Annotated in this window: 11 protein-coding genes; 8 read left to right on the top strand and 3 right to left on the bottom strand. The window is 71.9% G+C overall.

Annotation, left to right across the window (positions count from 1 at the left end):
* Positions 1–46 precede the first annotated feature (46 nt).
* The 3 genes from P0L94_01990 to P0L94_01980 all read left to right on the top strand — a co-directional run bounded on the left by P0L94_01990 (position 47) and on the right by P0L94_01980 (position 3,028).
* Entirely contained in the window at positions 47–1,213 is a 1,167-nt protein-coding gene (locus P0L94_01990; GenBank protein WES64852.1) for an acyl-CoA/acyl-ACP dehydrogenase, read from the top strand.
* Positions 1,210–2,481, top strand: coding sequence for a DUF445 domain-containing protein (locus P0L94_01985; GenBank protein ID WES64851.1), 1,272 nt, complete (start codon positions 1,210–1,212; stop codon positions 2,479–2,481). Before P0L94_01990 ends, P0L94_01985 begins: the two co-directional genes overlap by 4 nt.
* Before the next feature lie 76 nt (positions 2,482–2,557).
* Complete coding sequence (locus P0L94_01980; GenBank protein ID WES64850.1) at positions 2,558–3,028, top strand: histidine phosphatase family protein; 471 nt, start codon at positions 2,558–2,560, stop codon at positions 3,026–3,028.
* Positions 3,029–3,037: 9 nt separating this feature from the next.
* Here the strand turns inward: P0L94_01980 and P0L94_01975 are convergent, their stop codons facing one another.
* Positions 3,038–4,009 carry a hypothetical protein gene (locus P0L94_01975; GenBank protein ID WES64849.1) on the bottom strand — a complete coding sequence of 324 codons (972 nt, stop codon included), beginning with the start codon at positions 4,007–4,009 and terminating at the stop codon, positions 3,038–3,040.
* 154 nt (positions 4,010–4,163) lie between these two features.
* On the opposite strand from P0L94_01975, the gene P0L94_01970 reads away from it, so the two are divergent.
* Positions 4,164–8,204 carry a S8 family serine peptidase gene (locus tag P0L94_01970; GenBank protein ID WES64848.1) on the top strand — a complete coding sequence of 1,347 codons (4,041 nt, stop codon included), beginning with the start codon at positions 4,164–4,166 and terminating at the stop codon, positions 8,202–8,204.
* A gap of 63 nt (positions 8,205–8,267) precedes the next feature.
* Here the strand turns inward: P0L94_01970 and P0L94_01965 are convergent, their stop codons facing one another.
* Positions 8,268–8,744: a YbaK/EbsC family protein gene (locus tag P0L94_01965; protein WES64847.1), complete on the bottom strand. Its 477-nt coding sequence runs from the start codon at positions 8,742–8,744 to the stop codon at positions 8,268–8,270.
* Between the two features lie 67 nt (positions 8,745–8,811).
* Between P0L94_01965 and P0L94_01960 the strand changes: the two genes are divergently transcribed.
* Entirely contained in the window at positions 8,812–10,719 is a 1,908-nt protein-coding gene (locus P0L94_01960; protein WES64846.1) for a heavy metal translocating P-type ATPase, read from the top strand.
* A gap of 1 nt (position 10,720) precedes the next feature.
* Here P0L94_01960 and P0L94_01955 read toward each other — a convergent pair whose 3' ends face one another.
* Positions 10,721–11,101 carry a hypothetical protein gene (locus tag P0L94_01955; GenBank protein ID WES64845.1) on the bottom strand — a complete coding sequence of 127 codons (381 nt, stop codon included), beginning with the start codon at positions 11,099–11,101 and terminating at the stop codon, positions 10,721–10,723.
* A gap of 201 nt (positions 11,102–11,302) precedes the next feature.
* On the opposite strand from P0L94_01955, the gene P0L94_01950 reads away from it, so the two are divergent.
* From P0L94_01950 to helR, 3 genes are all read left to right on the top strand, one after another.
* Positions 11,303–12,379 carry a Glu/Leu/Phe/Val dehydrogenase dimerization domain-containing protein gene (locus P0L94_01950; GenBank protein ID WES64844.1) on the top strand — a complete coding sequence of 359 codons (1,077 nt, stop codon included), beginning with the start codon at positions 11,303–11,305 and terminating at the stop codon, positions 12,377–12,379.
* Between the two features lie 96 nt (positions 12,380–12,475).
* A complete protein-coding gene (locus P0L94_01945; protein ID WES64843.1) occupies positions 12,476–15,022 on the top strand; it encodes a multicopper oxidase domain-containing protein in 2,547 nt (848 codons plus the stop codon).
* Between the two features lie 122 nt (positions 15,023–15,144).
* On the top strand, positions 15,145–17,286 hold the full coding sequence (helR, locus tag P0L94_01940) for an RNA polymerase recycling motor ATPase HelR (GenBank protein ID WES64842.1): 2,142 nt from the start codon (positions 15,145–15,147) through the stop codon (positions 17,284–17,286).
* Positions 17,287–17,300 lie beyond the last annotated feature (14 nt).

The raw sequence follows: 17,300 nt of genomic DNA, 5'->3' as shown, positions 1-17,300 counted from the left end.
CGCGCGCGCCGGAGCCCGCCACGGCCCGGACGGGGAGAATGGGCGTGTGACCGCATCATCGTTCGACCCCGGCGCCCACCTCCCCGAGGACCTCCTGGATCGCGTCCGCGCCCGCGCCGCCGGATACGACCGCGACAACACCTTCCCGCAGGCCGACCTCGATGAGCTTCGGTCGGCGGGCTATCTGGCGATCCTCGTTCCCGAGGAGCTCGGCGGAGCCGGCCTCACGCTGGCCCAGGCCGCGGACCTGCAGCAGCGCCTCGCTGGAGCCGCGCCCGCGACGGCCCTCGCCGTCAACATGCATCTGGTGTGGACGGGCGTGGCCAAGGTCCTCGCCGACCGCGGCATCGACACGCTGCGGTTCGTGCAGTCCGGCGCCGCCGACGGCGAGGTGTTCGCGTTCGGCATCAGCGAGGCGGGGAACGACCTCGTCCTGTTCGGCTGCGACACGGATGCCGCGCCGCGCGACGACGGCGGCTACGCGTTCACCGGCACCAAGATCTTCACGTCGCTCGCACCGGTGTGGACGCAGCTGGGCCTGCACGGCCTGGACACCACCAGCCCCGACGCCCCGCAGATGGTGTACGCGTTCGTGCCGCGCTCGGAAGACGTGCGCACGCGCGACGACTGGGACACCCTGGGCATGCGGGGCACGCAGTCGCGCACGACCGAGCTCCACGGCGCGATCGCACCGCCGGACCGGGTCGTGCGCCGCATCGCACCCGGCCCCAACCCGGATCCGATCGTGTTCGGCATCTTCAGCGTCTTCGAGATCCTGCTCGCCTCGGTCTACACCGGCATCGCTCGACGCGCGCTCGACCTCGCCGTCGAGACGGCCGGCCGCCGCACGTCCAAGCGCAGCGGCAAGGCCTACAGCCAGGATCCCGACATCCGCTGGCGCGTGGCCGACATGGCCCTCGCCTACGACGCACTGCCGCCGCAGATCACCGCACTCGCGCGCGACGTCGACGAGCGCGCCGACCACGGCCCCCGATGGTTCTCGCTGCTGAGCGGTCTGAAGCACCGCGCCGTGTCGAGCGCGAAGCTCATCGTCGACGAGGCGATGCTCGTCGCGGGCGGATCGTCGTACTTCGCCTCGAGCGAACTCAGTCGTCTGTATCGCGACGTTCTGGCCGGACAGTTCCATCCCTCCGACCCCGAGTCGGCGCACTCCACCGTCGCCACCGCGTGGCTCGGACCGATCGAGCCATGACGCGCACACCCCCGGCTCTGCTCAGCCCCGCCGACCGCGAGCGCCTGCGCGGCCTGCGCGTCATGAAGGCCGTGGCCCTCGGTGCCCTCGTGGGGATGGCGATCGTGTTCGCCGTCGCTTTCGCCTTCGAGCGCAGCGTCCCCTGGCTGGGGTATGTGCGCGCGGCCGCCGAGGGCGGCATGGTGGGCGCCCTGGCGGACTGGTTCGCCGTGACCGCGCTGTTCCGGCATCCGTTCGGCATCCCCATCCCCCACACCGCGATCATCCCGCGCCGCAAGGACGAGATCGGGCAGACGCTGGGCGAGTTCGTCGAGACCGAGTTCCTGCGTGGCGACGTCGTGCGCCGACGCCTGGAGGCGACGGCGATCGCCGCGCGTCTGGGCGAGTGGCTCGGCGAGCCCGACCACGCCGAGCGCGTCGTCACCGAGGGCTCGGCGGTCGCGGCGGGCGTGCTGCGCGCGCTCAGCGACGACGACGTCCAGGGCGTCATCGAGCAGCTCGCCCGCGAGCACCTGATCGCGCCCGAGTGGGGGCCGCCGCTGGGCGAGTGGCTCGCGCGCATCCTGGACTCGGGGGCCCACCACGAGGCGGTCGATCTGGGAGTCGACACGATCGCGGTGTGGCTCACCGCCAACCGCGCAGCCTTCGCGGGGCTCGTGTCGCGGCGGCTGCCCGCGTGGGTGCCCTCGATCGCCGCGCGGCTGGTCGACGAGACCGTCTACACCGAGGCGGTGCGCTTCGTCGCGGCGGTGCAGGCCGACCGCCGGCACCCCGCCCGCATCGCCCTCGACGGCTATCTCGAGCGTCTCGCGGCGAACCTGCAGCACGACCCGGCGACGATCGGTCGGTTCGAGGACGCCAAGGAGTCGGTGTTCGACAGCCCCCGCGTGCGCGAACTCGCCGCCGAGGCGTGGAACACCGCGAAGTCCGGGCTGCTGTCGGCGCTCGAGGACCCGGACAGCGCCCTGCGGGCGCGGGCGGCGAGCGCCGTGATCGACCTCGGCGCCCGTCTGACGACCGATGTCGCCGCGCAGCGCCGCGTGGATGCGTGGGTCGTGGACGCGGCGGTGTTCCTCGTCGAGCGGTACCGGCACGACATCGCCTCGCTCATCACCGACACCGTCGAGCGGTGGGATCCCGACGAGACGACGGAGAAGATCGAGCTCATGGTCGGCCGGGACCTGCAGTACATCCGCCTCAACGGCACGATCGTCGGCGCGCTGGCGGGCGTCGCGATCTTCTCGATCGCGCACGCGCTGCTGGTCTGAGACGCGGCCGAGACCCGGCACCCGCACCGGCGCGGTACCGTCGGATCATGACCCTTCTTCCCGTCGCGGCGGCGTCGTGATCCGCCTGGCACTGGTCCGCCATGCGAAGTCGGATTGGGGCGATCCGCACCTGGACGACCACGACCGGCCCCTCAACGAACGCGGGCGCCGGGACGCACCGCGGATGGCCCGGATGCTGGCCGACACCGGCTTCCGACCCGAGACGATCCTCTCGAGCACGGCGCTGCGTGCGCGCACCACCGCCGAGGCGTTCTCGGACGCCCTCGCGACGCCGGTGGTCGAGGCCGCCGGCCTGTACGGCGCGAGCGCGAAGACGCTGCTGGCGTATGCCGCCGAGAGCGGGCACCGGTCGGTGCTGCTGGTCGCGCACGATCCGGGGATGACGGTGCTGGCCGGTCACCTCTCGCGCGAGGGCATCGGCCGCATGCCGACCTGCGCCGTCGCGACCTTCACCTGGGATGCCGACGACTGGGCGATCGTCGACGCCGTGGATCCGCTCGACTGGACGTTCGACACCCCGCGCTGACGCGCGGGATCAGAGCCAGCCGCGGCGGACGGCAGCCACTCCCAGCTGCAGGCGCGTATCGACGTCGGCGCGGTCCATGAGATCGCGCACGCGCCGCTGCACGGTGCGCACCGACATGCCGGTGCGCAGGCCGATGGCGCGGTCGGTGAGACCTGCGTCCAGCAGCGCGAGCACCTCGCGCTCCTCCTCGTCGAGCTCGACCTCGTCGAGCGCTCCGTCGCCGGCGGCGACCAGGTGCGATGCCGAGGCCCACGTGCGCTCGAACAGGCTGAGCGCCAGGTCCACCAGGCCGCCGGCGTGCAGCAGCAGCGCGCCCGAGGACTGGTCCTCGCCCCCGGTGGCCAGCGGAACCATCGCCACGGTGCGATCGACGATGAGCATGCGCGTGGGCAGTTCGCCGGCGACCCTGACCTCGAGGCCGGACTCGATCGCCTCGCGCGCCGCGTCGATGACGCCGGGGGCCTCCAGCCGTGCGCGCTCCAGGATGTAGCGGTACCGGATGCCGCGGGCGATCGCGACCTCCTCCTCGACGTTCTCGTCGCGGTCGACCGCGACGGCGTCGCCCTTGACGAAGAGGAGCACCTCGTGGCGCGCGCCGCGCTGAAGCTGGTTGAAGCGGTGGCGCACCGCCTCGGTGCCGCGCACGACGTCGACGACATCGGCTTCGCCAGAGCCGGCATCGCGATAGAGGCGCTCGAGCAGCAGCATCTCGGACTCCGCCTGCCGCAGACGGTCCTCGTGCTGCAGGATGAGGGCGCCGAGAGCGACGTCCGGGGGCGCGGCGACCAGGCGCTCGGCGTCGACGCCGTCGCGCGCGACGAGCCCCAGCGCCGTGAGCTCGGCGATCGCGGCGCCGACATCGGTGGAGCGCAGCCCGAGATCGGCCGCGAGCCGGTCCGCCGGCGTCGCCCGATGGCGCACCAGGTGCTCGTACACCCGGTGCTCGACCACGCCGAGTCCGAGCACGTCCAGTCCCATCACGTCCTCCACTCTCTCCGGGCGCGCGGGCCGATTCCGACCGATTCCGCGACGAGAAGTAGTCATGTCGTCTTTACGTCAGCGTACCCTCGGGTGGCTTTTGGCACTGTTATGCCAGCACCACCGTCTCACCCGTCTCAACACGAAGGCCCCAGACATGTCCTCAGCTCCATCCCCGCGCCGCGCGGGCCGTCGGGCGGCCGTCTGCACGGCGGTCGCCGCCACGCTGGTCGGCACGCTGCTCGTGCCGGCACCCGCGCTGGCCGCGCAGCCGGTCGACGCCGCCGACGTCCTGGCCGGCACCACCGCCGCCGAGCGCCAGGCCCTCGCCGCCGCGATCGACCTGACCGCGCCCGACGAGGTCCGCGTCGCCGCGGGCGTCGACATCGCATCGGACTCGGCGCAGGACGTCATCGTCGTGCTGCGCCAGCCGGTCGCCGCGACCGCGCGCGCCATCGCCGCCGTCCGGGGCGAGACGCTGTCGGCGTCAGATGCGAAGCGGGCCGTGACCGCGTCGCAGGCCCGCTTCGAGAAGTTCGCCGAGGCGAAGGGCCTGGCCACGGGCATCCAGAAGCGCTTCAGCGGCTCGATCAACGCCATGGCGATGACGGTCACCGGCGCCGACGTCACGACGCTGCTGGACTCCCCCGACGTCGCCGCGGTGTGGCCTGACGAGGTCGTCGAGCTCACCGAGCCCGCCACCGGCGAGGACGCCCCGCTGACCGGCGGCGGCGTCACGTACGACGAGGTCGCCGCCCTCCACGCGGCCGGCATCACCGGCGACGGCGTCAAGGTCGGCGTCCTCGACACCGGCATCGACTACAACCACCCCGCGCTCGCGGACGTCTACGCCGGCGGCTACGACGCGGTCGACGGCGACGACGACCCGATGGAGACCACGTACGCGGACTGGAAGGCCAGCGGCCAGCCCGAGAAGTTCTCCGGCGCGACGTACTACACCAGCCACGGCACGCATGTGGCGGGGATCATCGCCGGACAGGACGAGTTCGGCGGCCCCGCGGCCTGGGGCGTCGCGCCCGAGGCCGACATCTACGGCTACCGCGTGCTCGGTCCGTACGGGTCCGGGTTCACCGAGGACATCCTCGAGGGCATGGAGCACGCGCTCGCCGACGGCATGGACGTCGTGAACATGTCGCTCGGCGGGTCGTACAACGACCACCGGTCGCCCCTGAGCATCGCGGCCGACAACCTCACGCTCGCGGGCGTGACGACCGTCATCGCCGCGGGCAACGACGGCGACGGCGGGGCCGCGACGCTGGGCTCCCCCGGCACGTCCGCCCTGGCGATCACCGTCGGCGCCAACGACAGCCCGCTCGAGCTCGCCGCGACCGAGGCGACCGTGGGCGACGCGACCGCCGACCTGCGCCTTCTCGCGCAGAAGCGCGACGACGCCTCGGTCACCGACCTCGCCGGCGCCACGTTCCCGCTCGTCGATGTGGGTGACGGTACGTGGCGCGGCTACAGCGGCAAGAACCCGCGCGACGCGATCGTCGTCATCGAGCGCGGCGCCGTCACCTTCACCGAGATGATCTCGTACGCCCGCCAGCGCGGCGCGATCGGCGCGCTCGTGGTCAACAACCGCCCCGAGGGACACATCCAGTACTACCTGGGTGAGGACGACCTGTACGTCCCCGCCTTCAGCGTCAGCGCCGCCGACGGCGCCGCGCTGCGCGAGGCGATGGCCGCGGGCGCCGCAGAGGTCGCGTTCGGCGACTTCGTCACGGCGACCACCGAAGCCGACACGCTCGCGAGCTTCAGCTCGCGGGGCCCCGCCAACGGCACCACCGACATCAAGCCCGAGATCACCGCCCCCGGCGTCTCGGTGATGTCGAGCGTGCCGACGTGGGAGATCGACCCGAAGGCCGACATCCCCTACGACGAGGCGTACGCGCGCATGTCGGGCACCTCCATGGCCACGCCGTTCGTGGCGGGGCTCGCGGCGCTCATGCTCGAGCACGAGCCCGCGCTCGAACCGGCCGACGTCAAGACGCGCCTGATGAACACCGCCGACGACCTGCGCGACGACTCCGGCGTCTTCGAGTCCGGCGCCGGCCAGGTCGACCCGCGCCAGGCCGTCCACGGCACCGTCGACGCCCAGGTGATGGACGAGCTGTGGGTCGCCGAGACCCGCGGGCAGAGCACGCACGTCGACGACGTCACCGGCGCGCTGTCGATGGGGATGCTCCCCACCACCGAGACCACGACGGTCACCAAGACCATCGAGATCACCAACCGGGCCAAGAGATCGGCGACCTACGCGCTGTCGGTCGACACCGAGCACGGCGCGGCGACCGGCGACTTCGTCGCATCCGGCGCCTCCGTCGACATGCCGGGAACGGTCAAGGTCTCCCCGGGCTCGACGAAGAAGGTCAAGGTCACCCTGACCGTGCCCGCCGGGACCGCCCAGGGCACGTACGGCGCCTTCGTACTCGTCGAGCACCCTGACGAGGAGGCCCTGCGCCTGCCGCTCGGCTTCCGCGTCGACGACGCCGCGATCTCGGACTTCACGATGATCAAGCCCGTGATGTCGACGGGGACCGACACCTACGACCCCGCGCTGAAGTTCTCGCTCGGCGTCGCCACGCCCTCACGCACGCTCGACCTGTTCCTCGTGGACGCCGAGTCCGGCGAGGACATCGGGTACCTCGGCGGGATCGACGCCACCCTCATGAAGGACGGCCTGCGCTACGGCCCGTTCGCGTGGTACGGCGACTACCTGCCGCTGACCGGTGACAAGGACTTCCCGATCGGCCACAAGGCGAAGACCGTCGAGCCGGGCCTGTACGCGCTGCGCGCCGTCGGCTCGGACGACGCCGGGACGACGTTCTCGTCGCCCGCCGAGCGCCTCTTCGTCGACAACACCGCTCCGGTGTTCGAGACGAGCCTGGGCGAGTCCAGCGTCAACGAGTTCGCGAACGGCCAGTCGAGCTTCGCGCTGTCGGGCACGCTCGTGGACGGCGAGGTGGACGCGATCCGCGCCGCCGGCATCGACATCTCGCAGGCCGACAACCTGGTGCAGTTCTTCTCGTTCTCGCTCACGCCCTACATGGCCGTGAACACCGACGAGAGCGGCGCCTTCGGCGCCGACGTCCCGCTCAACTGGAGCGCGGTGCAGTCGCACCGCTTCCTCGGGCTGGATGCCGCCGGCAACATCGGCGGCCGCGTCGAGTCCATGTGGTTCAAGGACAACCAGGCATACGTCCTCGGCGACGCCAGCTCCACCTCGGCGCGCGTCGGCGACACCGTCACGATGTCGTTCTCGACCAACAACGCCACGTCGTTCGGCGAGATGACGCTGCAGGCGTACTTCAACCCGCGCGACACGACCAACATCCGCGCCGTCGCACAGGACGCGTTCGCGGAGTACGGCCGGATCGCCGGTGAGATGACCATCACGCAGACGAGCGCATCGGCCTCGCGACTGGACGTGCCGATCGTCTTCGACGGCGAGAAGGAGTACACCGGCGACGACCTCCCGCTGATCGATCTCGTGTTCGACGTGCCCGAGACGGTCGCCGCCGAGACCACCGGGTTCCTCACGGTCAGCACGTACGTGAAGAACACCGACGGCCGCGGCGTGATGATGCAGCGCGCGTACGACCAGGTCTACGCGCTCGCCTCGACCAGCCAGGTCTTCGGCGGCTTCTTCGCGCAGGGCCTGCTCACCGACGCGGGCCGGCCCGACGCCGACCTCGACCACTCCGCGGTCGGCGCGGCGGCGACGATCACCGCACCCGACGGGACCGTCGTCGACATGCCCGCCGATGAGACCGGCGCGATGTGGGCGGGCGGCCTGGAGGTCTTCGCCGACGCGTGGGACATCGAGGTGTCGCTGCCCGGTCACCTGACCTGGCACGCCCCGATCACCCTCTCGACGCCGGGCCCCGACGGGCAGCCGGCCGGAGCCGTGGGGACGTTCATGGCGGAGCTGGCCGCCGGCGACGTCAACGGCGACGACGTGGTCGACATCCTCGACGCGATCGCGATCCGCGACGCGAAGGGCACCGACGACCGCGCCGGCGACATCAACGCCGACGGGACCGTCGACGCCGCCGACCTGGCGTTCGTGGAGTTGAACTTCCTCGTGCGCAACCCGACGGCCGACACGGTGCCGACGCCCCAGGTCAAGCACAAGGGCGTCACGCTGGACCAGGTGCTGGCTGCCTTCGCGGGCTGACGCGCTGCTCCTCTTCGAAGGGCTCGGGCACCACGCCCGGGCCCTTCGTCGCGCGCGGACGTGTCAGTCGACCTTCGCGACCGTCCCGCCGGTGACGGCGACCAGCTCGTCGAAGGTGAGGGGGAACACGGTGTGGGGCGTGCCGCCGGCGGCCCAGATCTCGTCGAAGCCGGCGAGGTCCTCGTCGACGATCGTCGTCAGCGGCGAGGGATGGCCCGTGGGCGCGACACCGCCGATCGCCTGCCCCGTCGCATCGCGCACCTGATCCGGCGTCGCGCGCTTGATGCTCTGCCGCCCCACGCGAGCGGCGAGCGCGGCGGTGTCCACACGATGCGCGCCGCTGGTCATCACCAGGAGCGGCTCGCCGTCGGAGAAGAACACCAGGCTGTTCGCGATCGCCCCGACGGGCACCCCGAGCGCCTCGGCGGCAAGAGCCGCCGTGGACGCGGCGTCGGGGAGCACGACGATGTCGCCGGAGATCCCGGCGGCGCGGAGCGAGTCGTGGACGAGGCGGCTGCGGGCGGGAAGATGCGCGGTCACGCGACAACGATATCGGCGGGACCTTCGCCGGTTGGCACGTCGGGATCCGCGCGAGAGTCTGGAGCACGTGAGCAGCATCCTCCGCGCCGTCGCACGTTATCCCGTGATCCCCGCCACCGTCGCCGTCGGCATCGTCGTGTTCGCCCTGCAGGCGGCCGGCATGCAGACCACGAGCATGTGGCTCGCGGTCGTGTACGTGTCGGGCTTCGTCGTGTGGACGCTGGTCGGCATGGTGCGCGACGTCCTGCGCGGACACGTCGGGCTGGACGTGCTGGCCGTCATCGCGATGGTGTCGACGCTGGCCGTCGGCGAGTACATCGCGTCGCTCATCATCGTGCTCATGCTCTCGGGAGGCGAGGCGCTGGAGGACTACGCGGGGCGGCGCGCCAAGCGAGAGCTCACGGCGCTGCTGGACCGCTCGCCGCGCATCGCCCACGTCATCGAGCACCCCGACGCGGCGAACTCCGACGGTGTGCGCGACGTCCCGGCGGACGACGTCGCGGTCGGCGATGTGCTGCTCGTGCGGCCCGCCGAGATCGTTCCGGTCGACGCCGAACTGCTGACGGAGGCGGGCACGTTCGACGAGTCGTCGATCACCGGCGAGAGCATGCCTGTCACACGGTCCGCCGGCGACGAGGTGCTCTCGGGCGCCGTCAACGGCCAGCGGGCGGTGCGCGTGCGCGCGGTGCGCCGCAGCGCCGACAGCCAGTACCAGCAGATCGTCGCCCTCGTGCGCGAGGCCGAGGAGTCCCGCGCGCCCGTGGTGCGGCTCGCGGATCGCTTCGCCGTGCCGTTCACCGCGGTATCGCTGGCGATCGCCGGCGCCGCGTGGGGGATCTCGGGCGACCCGGTGCGGTTCGCCGAGGTGCTCGTGCTCGCCACGCCCTGCCCGCTTCTCATCGCCGCCCCCGTAGCCTTCCTCGGCGGGCTGTCACGGGCCGCCAAGGCCGGCGTCATCATCAAGGGCGGGGCGGTCATCGAGCAGCTCGCGCGCGTCCGGTCCGCCGCGTTCGACAAGACCGGGACGCTCACCGCGGGCCATCCGGAACTGGTCGAGGTGCGCACCGCCGACGGCATCGCGCCCGACGAGCTGCTCGGTCTCGCGGCGGCGGCCGAGCAGTACTCCAGCCATGTGCTGGCCGAGGGCATCCGCCGCGCCGCCGCCGAGCGCGGCATCCCGGTCTCGTCGGCGACCGAGGCGCGAGAGGCGGCCACCAACGGCGTGACCGCCGTGATCGGAGGCCGCACCGTCGTGGTCGGGAAGCCCGCGTACGTCGCCGCCCTCGCCCCCGACACCCGGCGCGAGGAGCTGCAGCCCGGCCAGGCCGCCGCCTACGTCGCCGTCGACGGGCGCTATGCCGGCGCGCTCATCCTCGCCGACGACCCCCGCCCCGAGACGGCCGCGGTCGTGGCGTGGCTGCGTGAGAACGGCGTCGAACGCGTCACGATGCTCACCGGCGACGCGCGCCCGACCGCCGAAGCCGTCGCGCACGCGGTCGGCATCGACGACGTGCGCGCCGAGCTGCTGCCGGGTCAGAAGGTGGACCTCGCCGCCGGGATGACCCCGCGTCCGGTCCTGATGGTCGGCGACGGGGTCAACGACGCGCCGGTGCTGGCGGCCGCGGATGTCGGGATCGCGATGGGCGCCAAGGGCGCCACCGCGGCCGGGGACGCCGCGTCGGCCGTCATCCTGCAGGACTCGCTGGCGAAGGTGGCCGACGCCGTCTCGATCGGCCGTCACACGCTGCGGGTCGCCTTCGCGGCCATCTGGATCGGCATCGGACTGAGCATCGGACTCATGCTCGTCGCGGCGGTGGGGCTGATCCCCGCCGTCGCGGGAGCGCTGACGCAGGAGTTCGTCGACCTCGCGGCGATCCTCTACGCCCTGCGGGCACTGACCGGACCGCGCGTCGAACTCCCGCCGATCGCCGGGGCGGCCCGGACCGCCGCGGCGACGGCGAGTGCGTCGAGCTGACTCAACGCCGCTCGACCAGCGCGAGGACGTTGCCCTCCGTGTCGGAGAACCACGCAGAGCGCCCGGCTTCGAGCTCGGCGACGCCGTTCACGGTCGTCAGCTCTGCGAAGTCGAACTCCGCGAAGGTGACGCCCTTCTCGCGCAGCGCGGCCATATCGCGATCGAGATCGGGGGTTCCGAACCCGAAGACGGTGTTCTGCGCGGTTCCGGCGAAGCTCGTCTCGTAGACGAGCAGCGGGGTTCCCCCGACGTCGTAGACCACACTGCCGTCGCCGGGCTGCTCCTCGGTCTGTGCGAGCCCCAGCACGCCCTCGTAGAATCCTCGCGCGCGCGCCAGGTCCGAGGCTGCGATGATGGCCCAGCCCTGTGCTCCTTCGAACATGACTGCCTCCCTTGTCTGTCCCCCCTCCACGGCTGACGGTACTCCGCGCGAACGCGCCGCGGCAGGGGGGTCGGCGACCGCTGGGCCGGCGCCGATCGCGGACCGTGCGGGGCGCGGTGAGGCACAATGGTGAACGGAGGCCGCACAGCCGCGGCGTCCGTCGAGCGCACAGCCCACAAGGCCGGCCGAAGGAAGATCGCAATGACGCAAACCCTGCCCCTGCCCGATTTCACCCACGAGCGCGTGGAGGTGATCACGGGTCGCCGCAGCGGTCTGTTCATCACCGTCGCCCTGCACTCCTCCGTGCTCGGGTCCGCCCTCGGCGGCGCCCGCCTGTGGACGTACCCCCACTGGAGCGACGCCCTCGGCGACGCCCTGCGCCTGTCGGCGGCCATGACGCTGAAGAACGCCGCGGCGGGACTGGACGCCGGCGGCGGCAAGTCGGTCATCGCGCTCACGCCGGGCGACCTCCTGGACGCCGAGCGACGGCGCGCGGCCTTCCTCGACCTCGGCGACGCCGTGCAGAGCATGCACGGCCTGTATCGCACCGCCGAGGACGTCGGCTCGACCACCGAGGACATGCTCGTCGTGAGCGAGCGCACCGAGCACGTCGTTGGTCTCCCCGACGCCGTCGGCGGCTCGGGCGAGCCCGCCGGGCCCACGAGCCTCGGCGTCTACGAGTCGCTGCGCGCGACCCTCGAACGCACCACGGGTTCGCCCGATGTCGCGGGACGCCGCATCACGATCTCCGGTCTCGGGCAGGTCGGCAGCCGCCTCGCGGTGCGGCTCGCCGCCGAGGGTGCGCACCTGACGGTGACCGACGTGAACGCGCTCAAGCGCGACCTCGCGCTCGAGCTCGGCGCCGAATGGGCGCTGCCGGGCACCGAGCACCTGTCGCCGTCGGACGTCTTCGTCCCCGCCGGCATCGGCGGACTCCTCACCGACGCCGTCATCGACGCGCTCGACACCCGCGCGGTGTGCGGACCGGCCAACAATCCGCTCGCCGACCACGCGGGCGCGCAGCGGCTCGCCGATCGCGGCATCCTCTACGCCCCCGACTTCGTCGTCAATGCGGGCGGCGTGATCTACCTCGACCTCGAGGCCAAGCATCTCGGCACGCGCAGCGACATCATGGCGCGCGTGGGCGCGATCGGCGACACCCTGCGACGCATCTACGACGAGTCCGAGCGGCGCGGCGTCACGCCGCTCGCCGCCGCCGAGGAGCTCGCCGCCGAGCGCCTGTCGGCCGGAGAGCATCAGGGCGCGCTCGCCGGCTGAGCATCCCCGTGGACCGAGTTTCATCGACTGTGAAACTCGGTCCCAGCGTGGCATGATGGACGGCGACCGGCGGCGCTGCCGGTCGCACGACACACGATGCTGCTCAACCTGGCGCTGCAGCGCCGCGCGAGCATGGTGACGATGCCGAAGTTCGACCTGGTCGAGTTCCTGCGGCTGATCCAGACGCACCAGTGCACCTACATCTACATCTACATCGCCCCGCCGATCGCCGTGGCCCTCGCCAAGCATCCGATCGTGGACGAATTCGACATCTCGAGCGTGCGGACCCTGTTCTCGGGCGCCGCGCCGCTGGACCGGCGAGACCGCCGACGCGGCGGCTTCGCCACGCCCTGTCCTCGACGTCCCCCGCCTGCGTGCGCCGTACCGGGTGCACGCAGCCGGGGGGTTCCGGACGCCCCTTCGCGGTGCGAGAATGTCGCCGTAGCCGCCCGTCGCTGGGGCGGGCGTCGGCCTCCGGGCGACGGTGCCCGGGCTGGGGAAGTGATCATGGGTACTCGAATCCAGATATCACGGAGAGACTTCCTGCGCGTAGCGACGGTCGCGGGCGCCGGGCTGGTCCTTGTCGGGCAGATCCGCGGGCGACCTTTCCGCATCCCGGTCTCCCATATGACCGTCCCGGGCGGCACGCTCGCTCCGGGCGACATCCCCAAGTACGTCACGCCGCTGCTCATCCCGCCCGTCATGCCGCGCGCGGGGACGATCCGGATGCCGGGAGGCAAGCCGGCGGACTACTACGAGATCTCGATGCGGCAGTTCGACCAGCAGGTCCTGCCGTCCTCGCTTCCCGCGACGACGCTGTGGGGGTACGGAGCCGTGGCGGCGGAGAAGAAGAACGGGCTCCTCGTGCACAACGCACCGTCGCTCACGATCGAGGCCTCGTACGACCGCCCCGTGCGCGTGAGGTGGATCAACGACCTCGTCGACACGAACGGCGCCGCGCTCCCCCACCTGCTGCCCGTCGACCCGACGCTCCACTGGGCCAACCCCCCGGGCGGCGAAGACGACCGCGACACGCGCCCGCACTTCGAAGAGACGCCGCCCGCGTACACCGGCCCCGTCCCCATCGTGACCCACGTGCACGGGGCAATCGGGGTCGGCGACGAGAGCGACGGCTACACCGAGGCCTGGTACCTCCCGGACGCGACGACCGGCATCCCCGCCGACTACGCGACCGAGGGCACCTGGTACGGCTTCTTCAGGGGCAAGGCCGAGGCGAAATTCAACGACGGCGACTACGACTGGGGCACCGGCTACGCCGTCTTCGAGTACCCGAACCTCGGTCGCGCGTCGACCGACTGGTACCACGACCATGCGCTCGGGATGACGCGGCTGAACGTGTACGCCGGGCCGGCGGGCTTTTACATCATCCGCGGCGGACCGCACGGCGACAAGGCCGTGACCGACGGCCGCGACGGCAGCGTGGCGGTCCTGCCCGGACCCGCGCCCCGCGAGAACGACAAGTTCCCGCCGAACAAGCCGTACCGTGAGATCGCCCTCGCGATCCAGGACCGCTCGTTCAACGCCGACGGCAGCCTCTTCTACCCCGACACGCGCGCGTTCTTCGACGACATCACGGGTCCGTACATCGGCGACGCCGAAGAGGACGAGGAGGCGTTCTCGCCGATCTGGAACCCCGAGTTCTTCGGGAACACCCTCATCGTCAACGGCAACACGTGGCCGTACCTGGACGTCGAGCAGCGGCGCTACCGGTTCCGCGTCCTCAACGGCTGCCAGTCGCGCTTCCTCATCCTCGACTTCGCTCAGATCCCCGGGGTGACGGTGTGGGCGATCGGCAACGAGGGAGGGTTCCTCTCCGAACCCGTGAACCTCACCGACGACCACGGCAACCGTCTCCTGATGGGGCTCGCCGAGCGCGCCGACCTGATCGTCGACTTCACGGCCGTCCCCACCGGCGACTACGTGCTCGGCAACGTCGGCCCGGACGAGCCGTTCGGCGGAGGAGAACCGGGCGCCGACTTCGAGCCCTCGGACCCGGCGGATACCGGTCAGGTCATGCAGTTCCGCGTCGGACCCGCCACCGGATTCGACGACACGACGCCGCCCGAGCACCTCGTGCTGCCACCGCTCGCCCCGCTCCCGATTGCGACCACCACCCGCAAGCTCGCCCTGATCGAGCGGGCGGGCGAGGGCGAAACCGACATCGGGGAGACCGAAGGGCCTCTCGAGGCGCTCCTGGGCATCGTCGACGACCCGTCGGGGGAATGGCACGTGAAGAAGTGGGCCGACCAGGTCACCGAGAACCCCCAGGTCGGCGACACCGAGGTGTGGGAGCTGTACAACACGACCGGCGACGCCCACCCGATGCACATCCACGAGGTCGCCTTCGAGGTCGTGTCGCGTCAGGACGTCCTGGTCGACGAGGATGCGCACACCGTTCAGGTCGCCCCCGGCGCTCTCCCCGTCGGGCCCGAGCCGTGGGAGACGGGCGTCAAGGACACCGTGATCGCCTACCCCGGCCAGGTGACGCGGGTGAAGGCGACCTTCGATCAGCCCGGGCAGTTCGTGTGGCACTGCCACATCGTCGAGCACGAGGACAACGAGATGATGCGCCCGTTCCGGATCGGCGGGACGCAGCCGGGGCAGCCGCAGAGCGTCGACTGATCTCCCCTTCCATTATCCCGGAGGGAGGGGGGCTTGCGGCAAGACCCCAGGTGGGGTGAATAATCGCTGGTCGCGAAGCGAATCGCGCACGCCGCGGCATCGCGTGACAAGACCGGAGACGAATGACCCCCACCGTATTCGAGTTGCCCCCGGAGCAGACGGCGAAGGCGGCCCCGACCATGATCGAGGCCGATGCACGGCGGTTCGCCGCGATCGCCGACGCGCTGGACCGTCAGTCCGACGCACTCGCGGCGCGACTGGACGCCCTCCGGCGCGCGCCGGGCGGTGCGGGGCAGCACGCGCTGGAGCGCGACCTCGAGATCCATCAGCTGTCGGCGAGACTGCGGATGCTGCGCAGATTCGGACTCGACCTGTGCCTGGGGCGGATCGTGCCCGACATCGGCGAACCGCTGTACATCGGCCGGTTCGGCCTGACCGACGACGAAGGCGGGCAGCTCCTCGTCGACTGGCGAACGCCCGCGGCGGAGCCGTACTTCGCCGCGACCTACTCGAACCCGATGGGGCTGCTCAGCCGCCGCCGCTACCGCTGGAGCGGCGGGCGCGTCCGCGACTACTGGGACGAGGTCTTCACCGCCGAGGGGCTCGAGACCGACGCCGCGCTCGACGCCGAGTCCGCCTTCATCGCGAGCCTCGGGGCGAGCCGGTCGGCGCGCATGCGAGACGTGCTGAGCACCATCCAGGCCGATCAGGACGCCATCGTCCGCGCGGGCTCGGACGGCGCCCTCGTCGTCGAGGGCGGACCCGGAACCGGCAAGACGGTGGTGGCGCTCCACCGCGCCGCCTATCTTCTGTACGCCGATCCGCATCTGGCCGCAGGCCGCGGCGGAGTCCTGTTCGTGGGGCCGCACGAGCCGTACCTCGCCTATGTCGCGGACGTCCTGCCGAGTCTCGGCGAGGAGGGCGTGCGCACGTGCACCGTGCGCGACCTCGTCGCCGAGGGCCGCGGCGCGGTTCCGGAGCGGGATGCCGACACCGCTCGCCTGAAGGCGGACGCGCGCATGGTCGATGCGATCGAGCCGGCCGTCGCCCTCTACGAGGAGCCCCCCACACACGCCCTCGTGCTCGACAGCGGCTGGGGAGAGGTCGTGCTCACACCCGACGACTGGGACGAGGCGTTCGGGTCGGCCGAACCGGGCATGTCGCACAACGAAGCGCGCGACCAGGTGTGGGAACGCATCCTCGAGATCCTGCTCGACCAGGTCGACGACGACGCGCCGCTGCACCAGGTACGGCGCGCGCTCGCGCGCGACGAGGAGCTCACGCGCACCTTCACGCGCGCGTGGCCGCTCGTGGAGGCATCCGTCCTCGTCGCGGACCTGTGGGCCGTCCCGGCCTACCTGCGCCGCTGCGCCCCGTGGCTCGGCCCGGACGACGTGCAGCGGCTGCGGCGCGCCGAGGGCTCGGCGTGGACAGACGCGGATCTGCCGCTGCTGGACGCCGCGCGCCGCCGTCTGGGCGACCCCGCGGCGTCGGCCCGCCGCCGTCGCCGGGAGGCCGCGCTGGCCGCCGAGCGCGCCTACATGGGAGACGTCGTCGAGCAGCTCAGCCGGTCGGTGGCCGTGCTGCGGTGGATGGACGGCGATGATCTGCGCAACAGCCTGGTGGACGAGGCCGTCGTGCCCGATGCCGACGCCGATCCGCTCGAGGGCCCGTTCGCCCACGTGATCGTCGACGAGGCGCAGGAGCTCACCGACGCGCAATGGCGCATGCTCGTCGCACGATGCCCGTCGCGCAGCTTCACGATCGTCGGGGACCGCGCACAGGCTCGACACGGCTTCACCGAGTCCTGGCCGGCACGACTGGGACGTGTGGGGCTCTCGCACGTGCGCGAGTCGACGCTTCGGGTGAACTATCGGACACCCACCGAGATCATGGACGCCGCGGCCCCCGTCATCCGGGCGGCGATCCCCGACGCCAGCGTCCCCCGATCGATCCGCTCCGGCGGGGTGCCGGTGCGGTGCGGCGCCCGCGAGGATCGAGACGCGGTGCTCGAGGCGTGGCTGCGCGACCACCCCGACGGGCTCGCGTGCGTCATCGGGGACGACGCGTTCGCCGGACTGCCGCGCGTGCGCTCGCTCACGCCCGTGACGGCGAAGGGCCTCGAGTTCGATCTGGTCGTGCTGGTCGATCCGGACGCCTTCGGGGCGGGCGTCGGCGGCACCGTGGACAGGTACGTGTCGATGACGCGCGCGACGCAGGAGCTGGTGATCCTGACCTCCGCTGCCGACCGGAAGCACCGCTGACGGTAGGCTCGCGC

The organism is Microbacter sp. GSS18 (assembly GCA_029319145.1).
Classification (GTDB): Bacteria; Actinomycetota; Actinomycetes; order Actinomycetales; family Microbacteriaceae; genus Microbacterium.
Note: the sequence above shows the minus strand (reverse complement) of the source record. Positions and strands in the feature narration are given on the sequence as shown.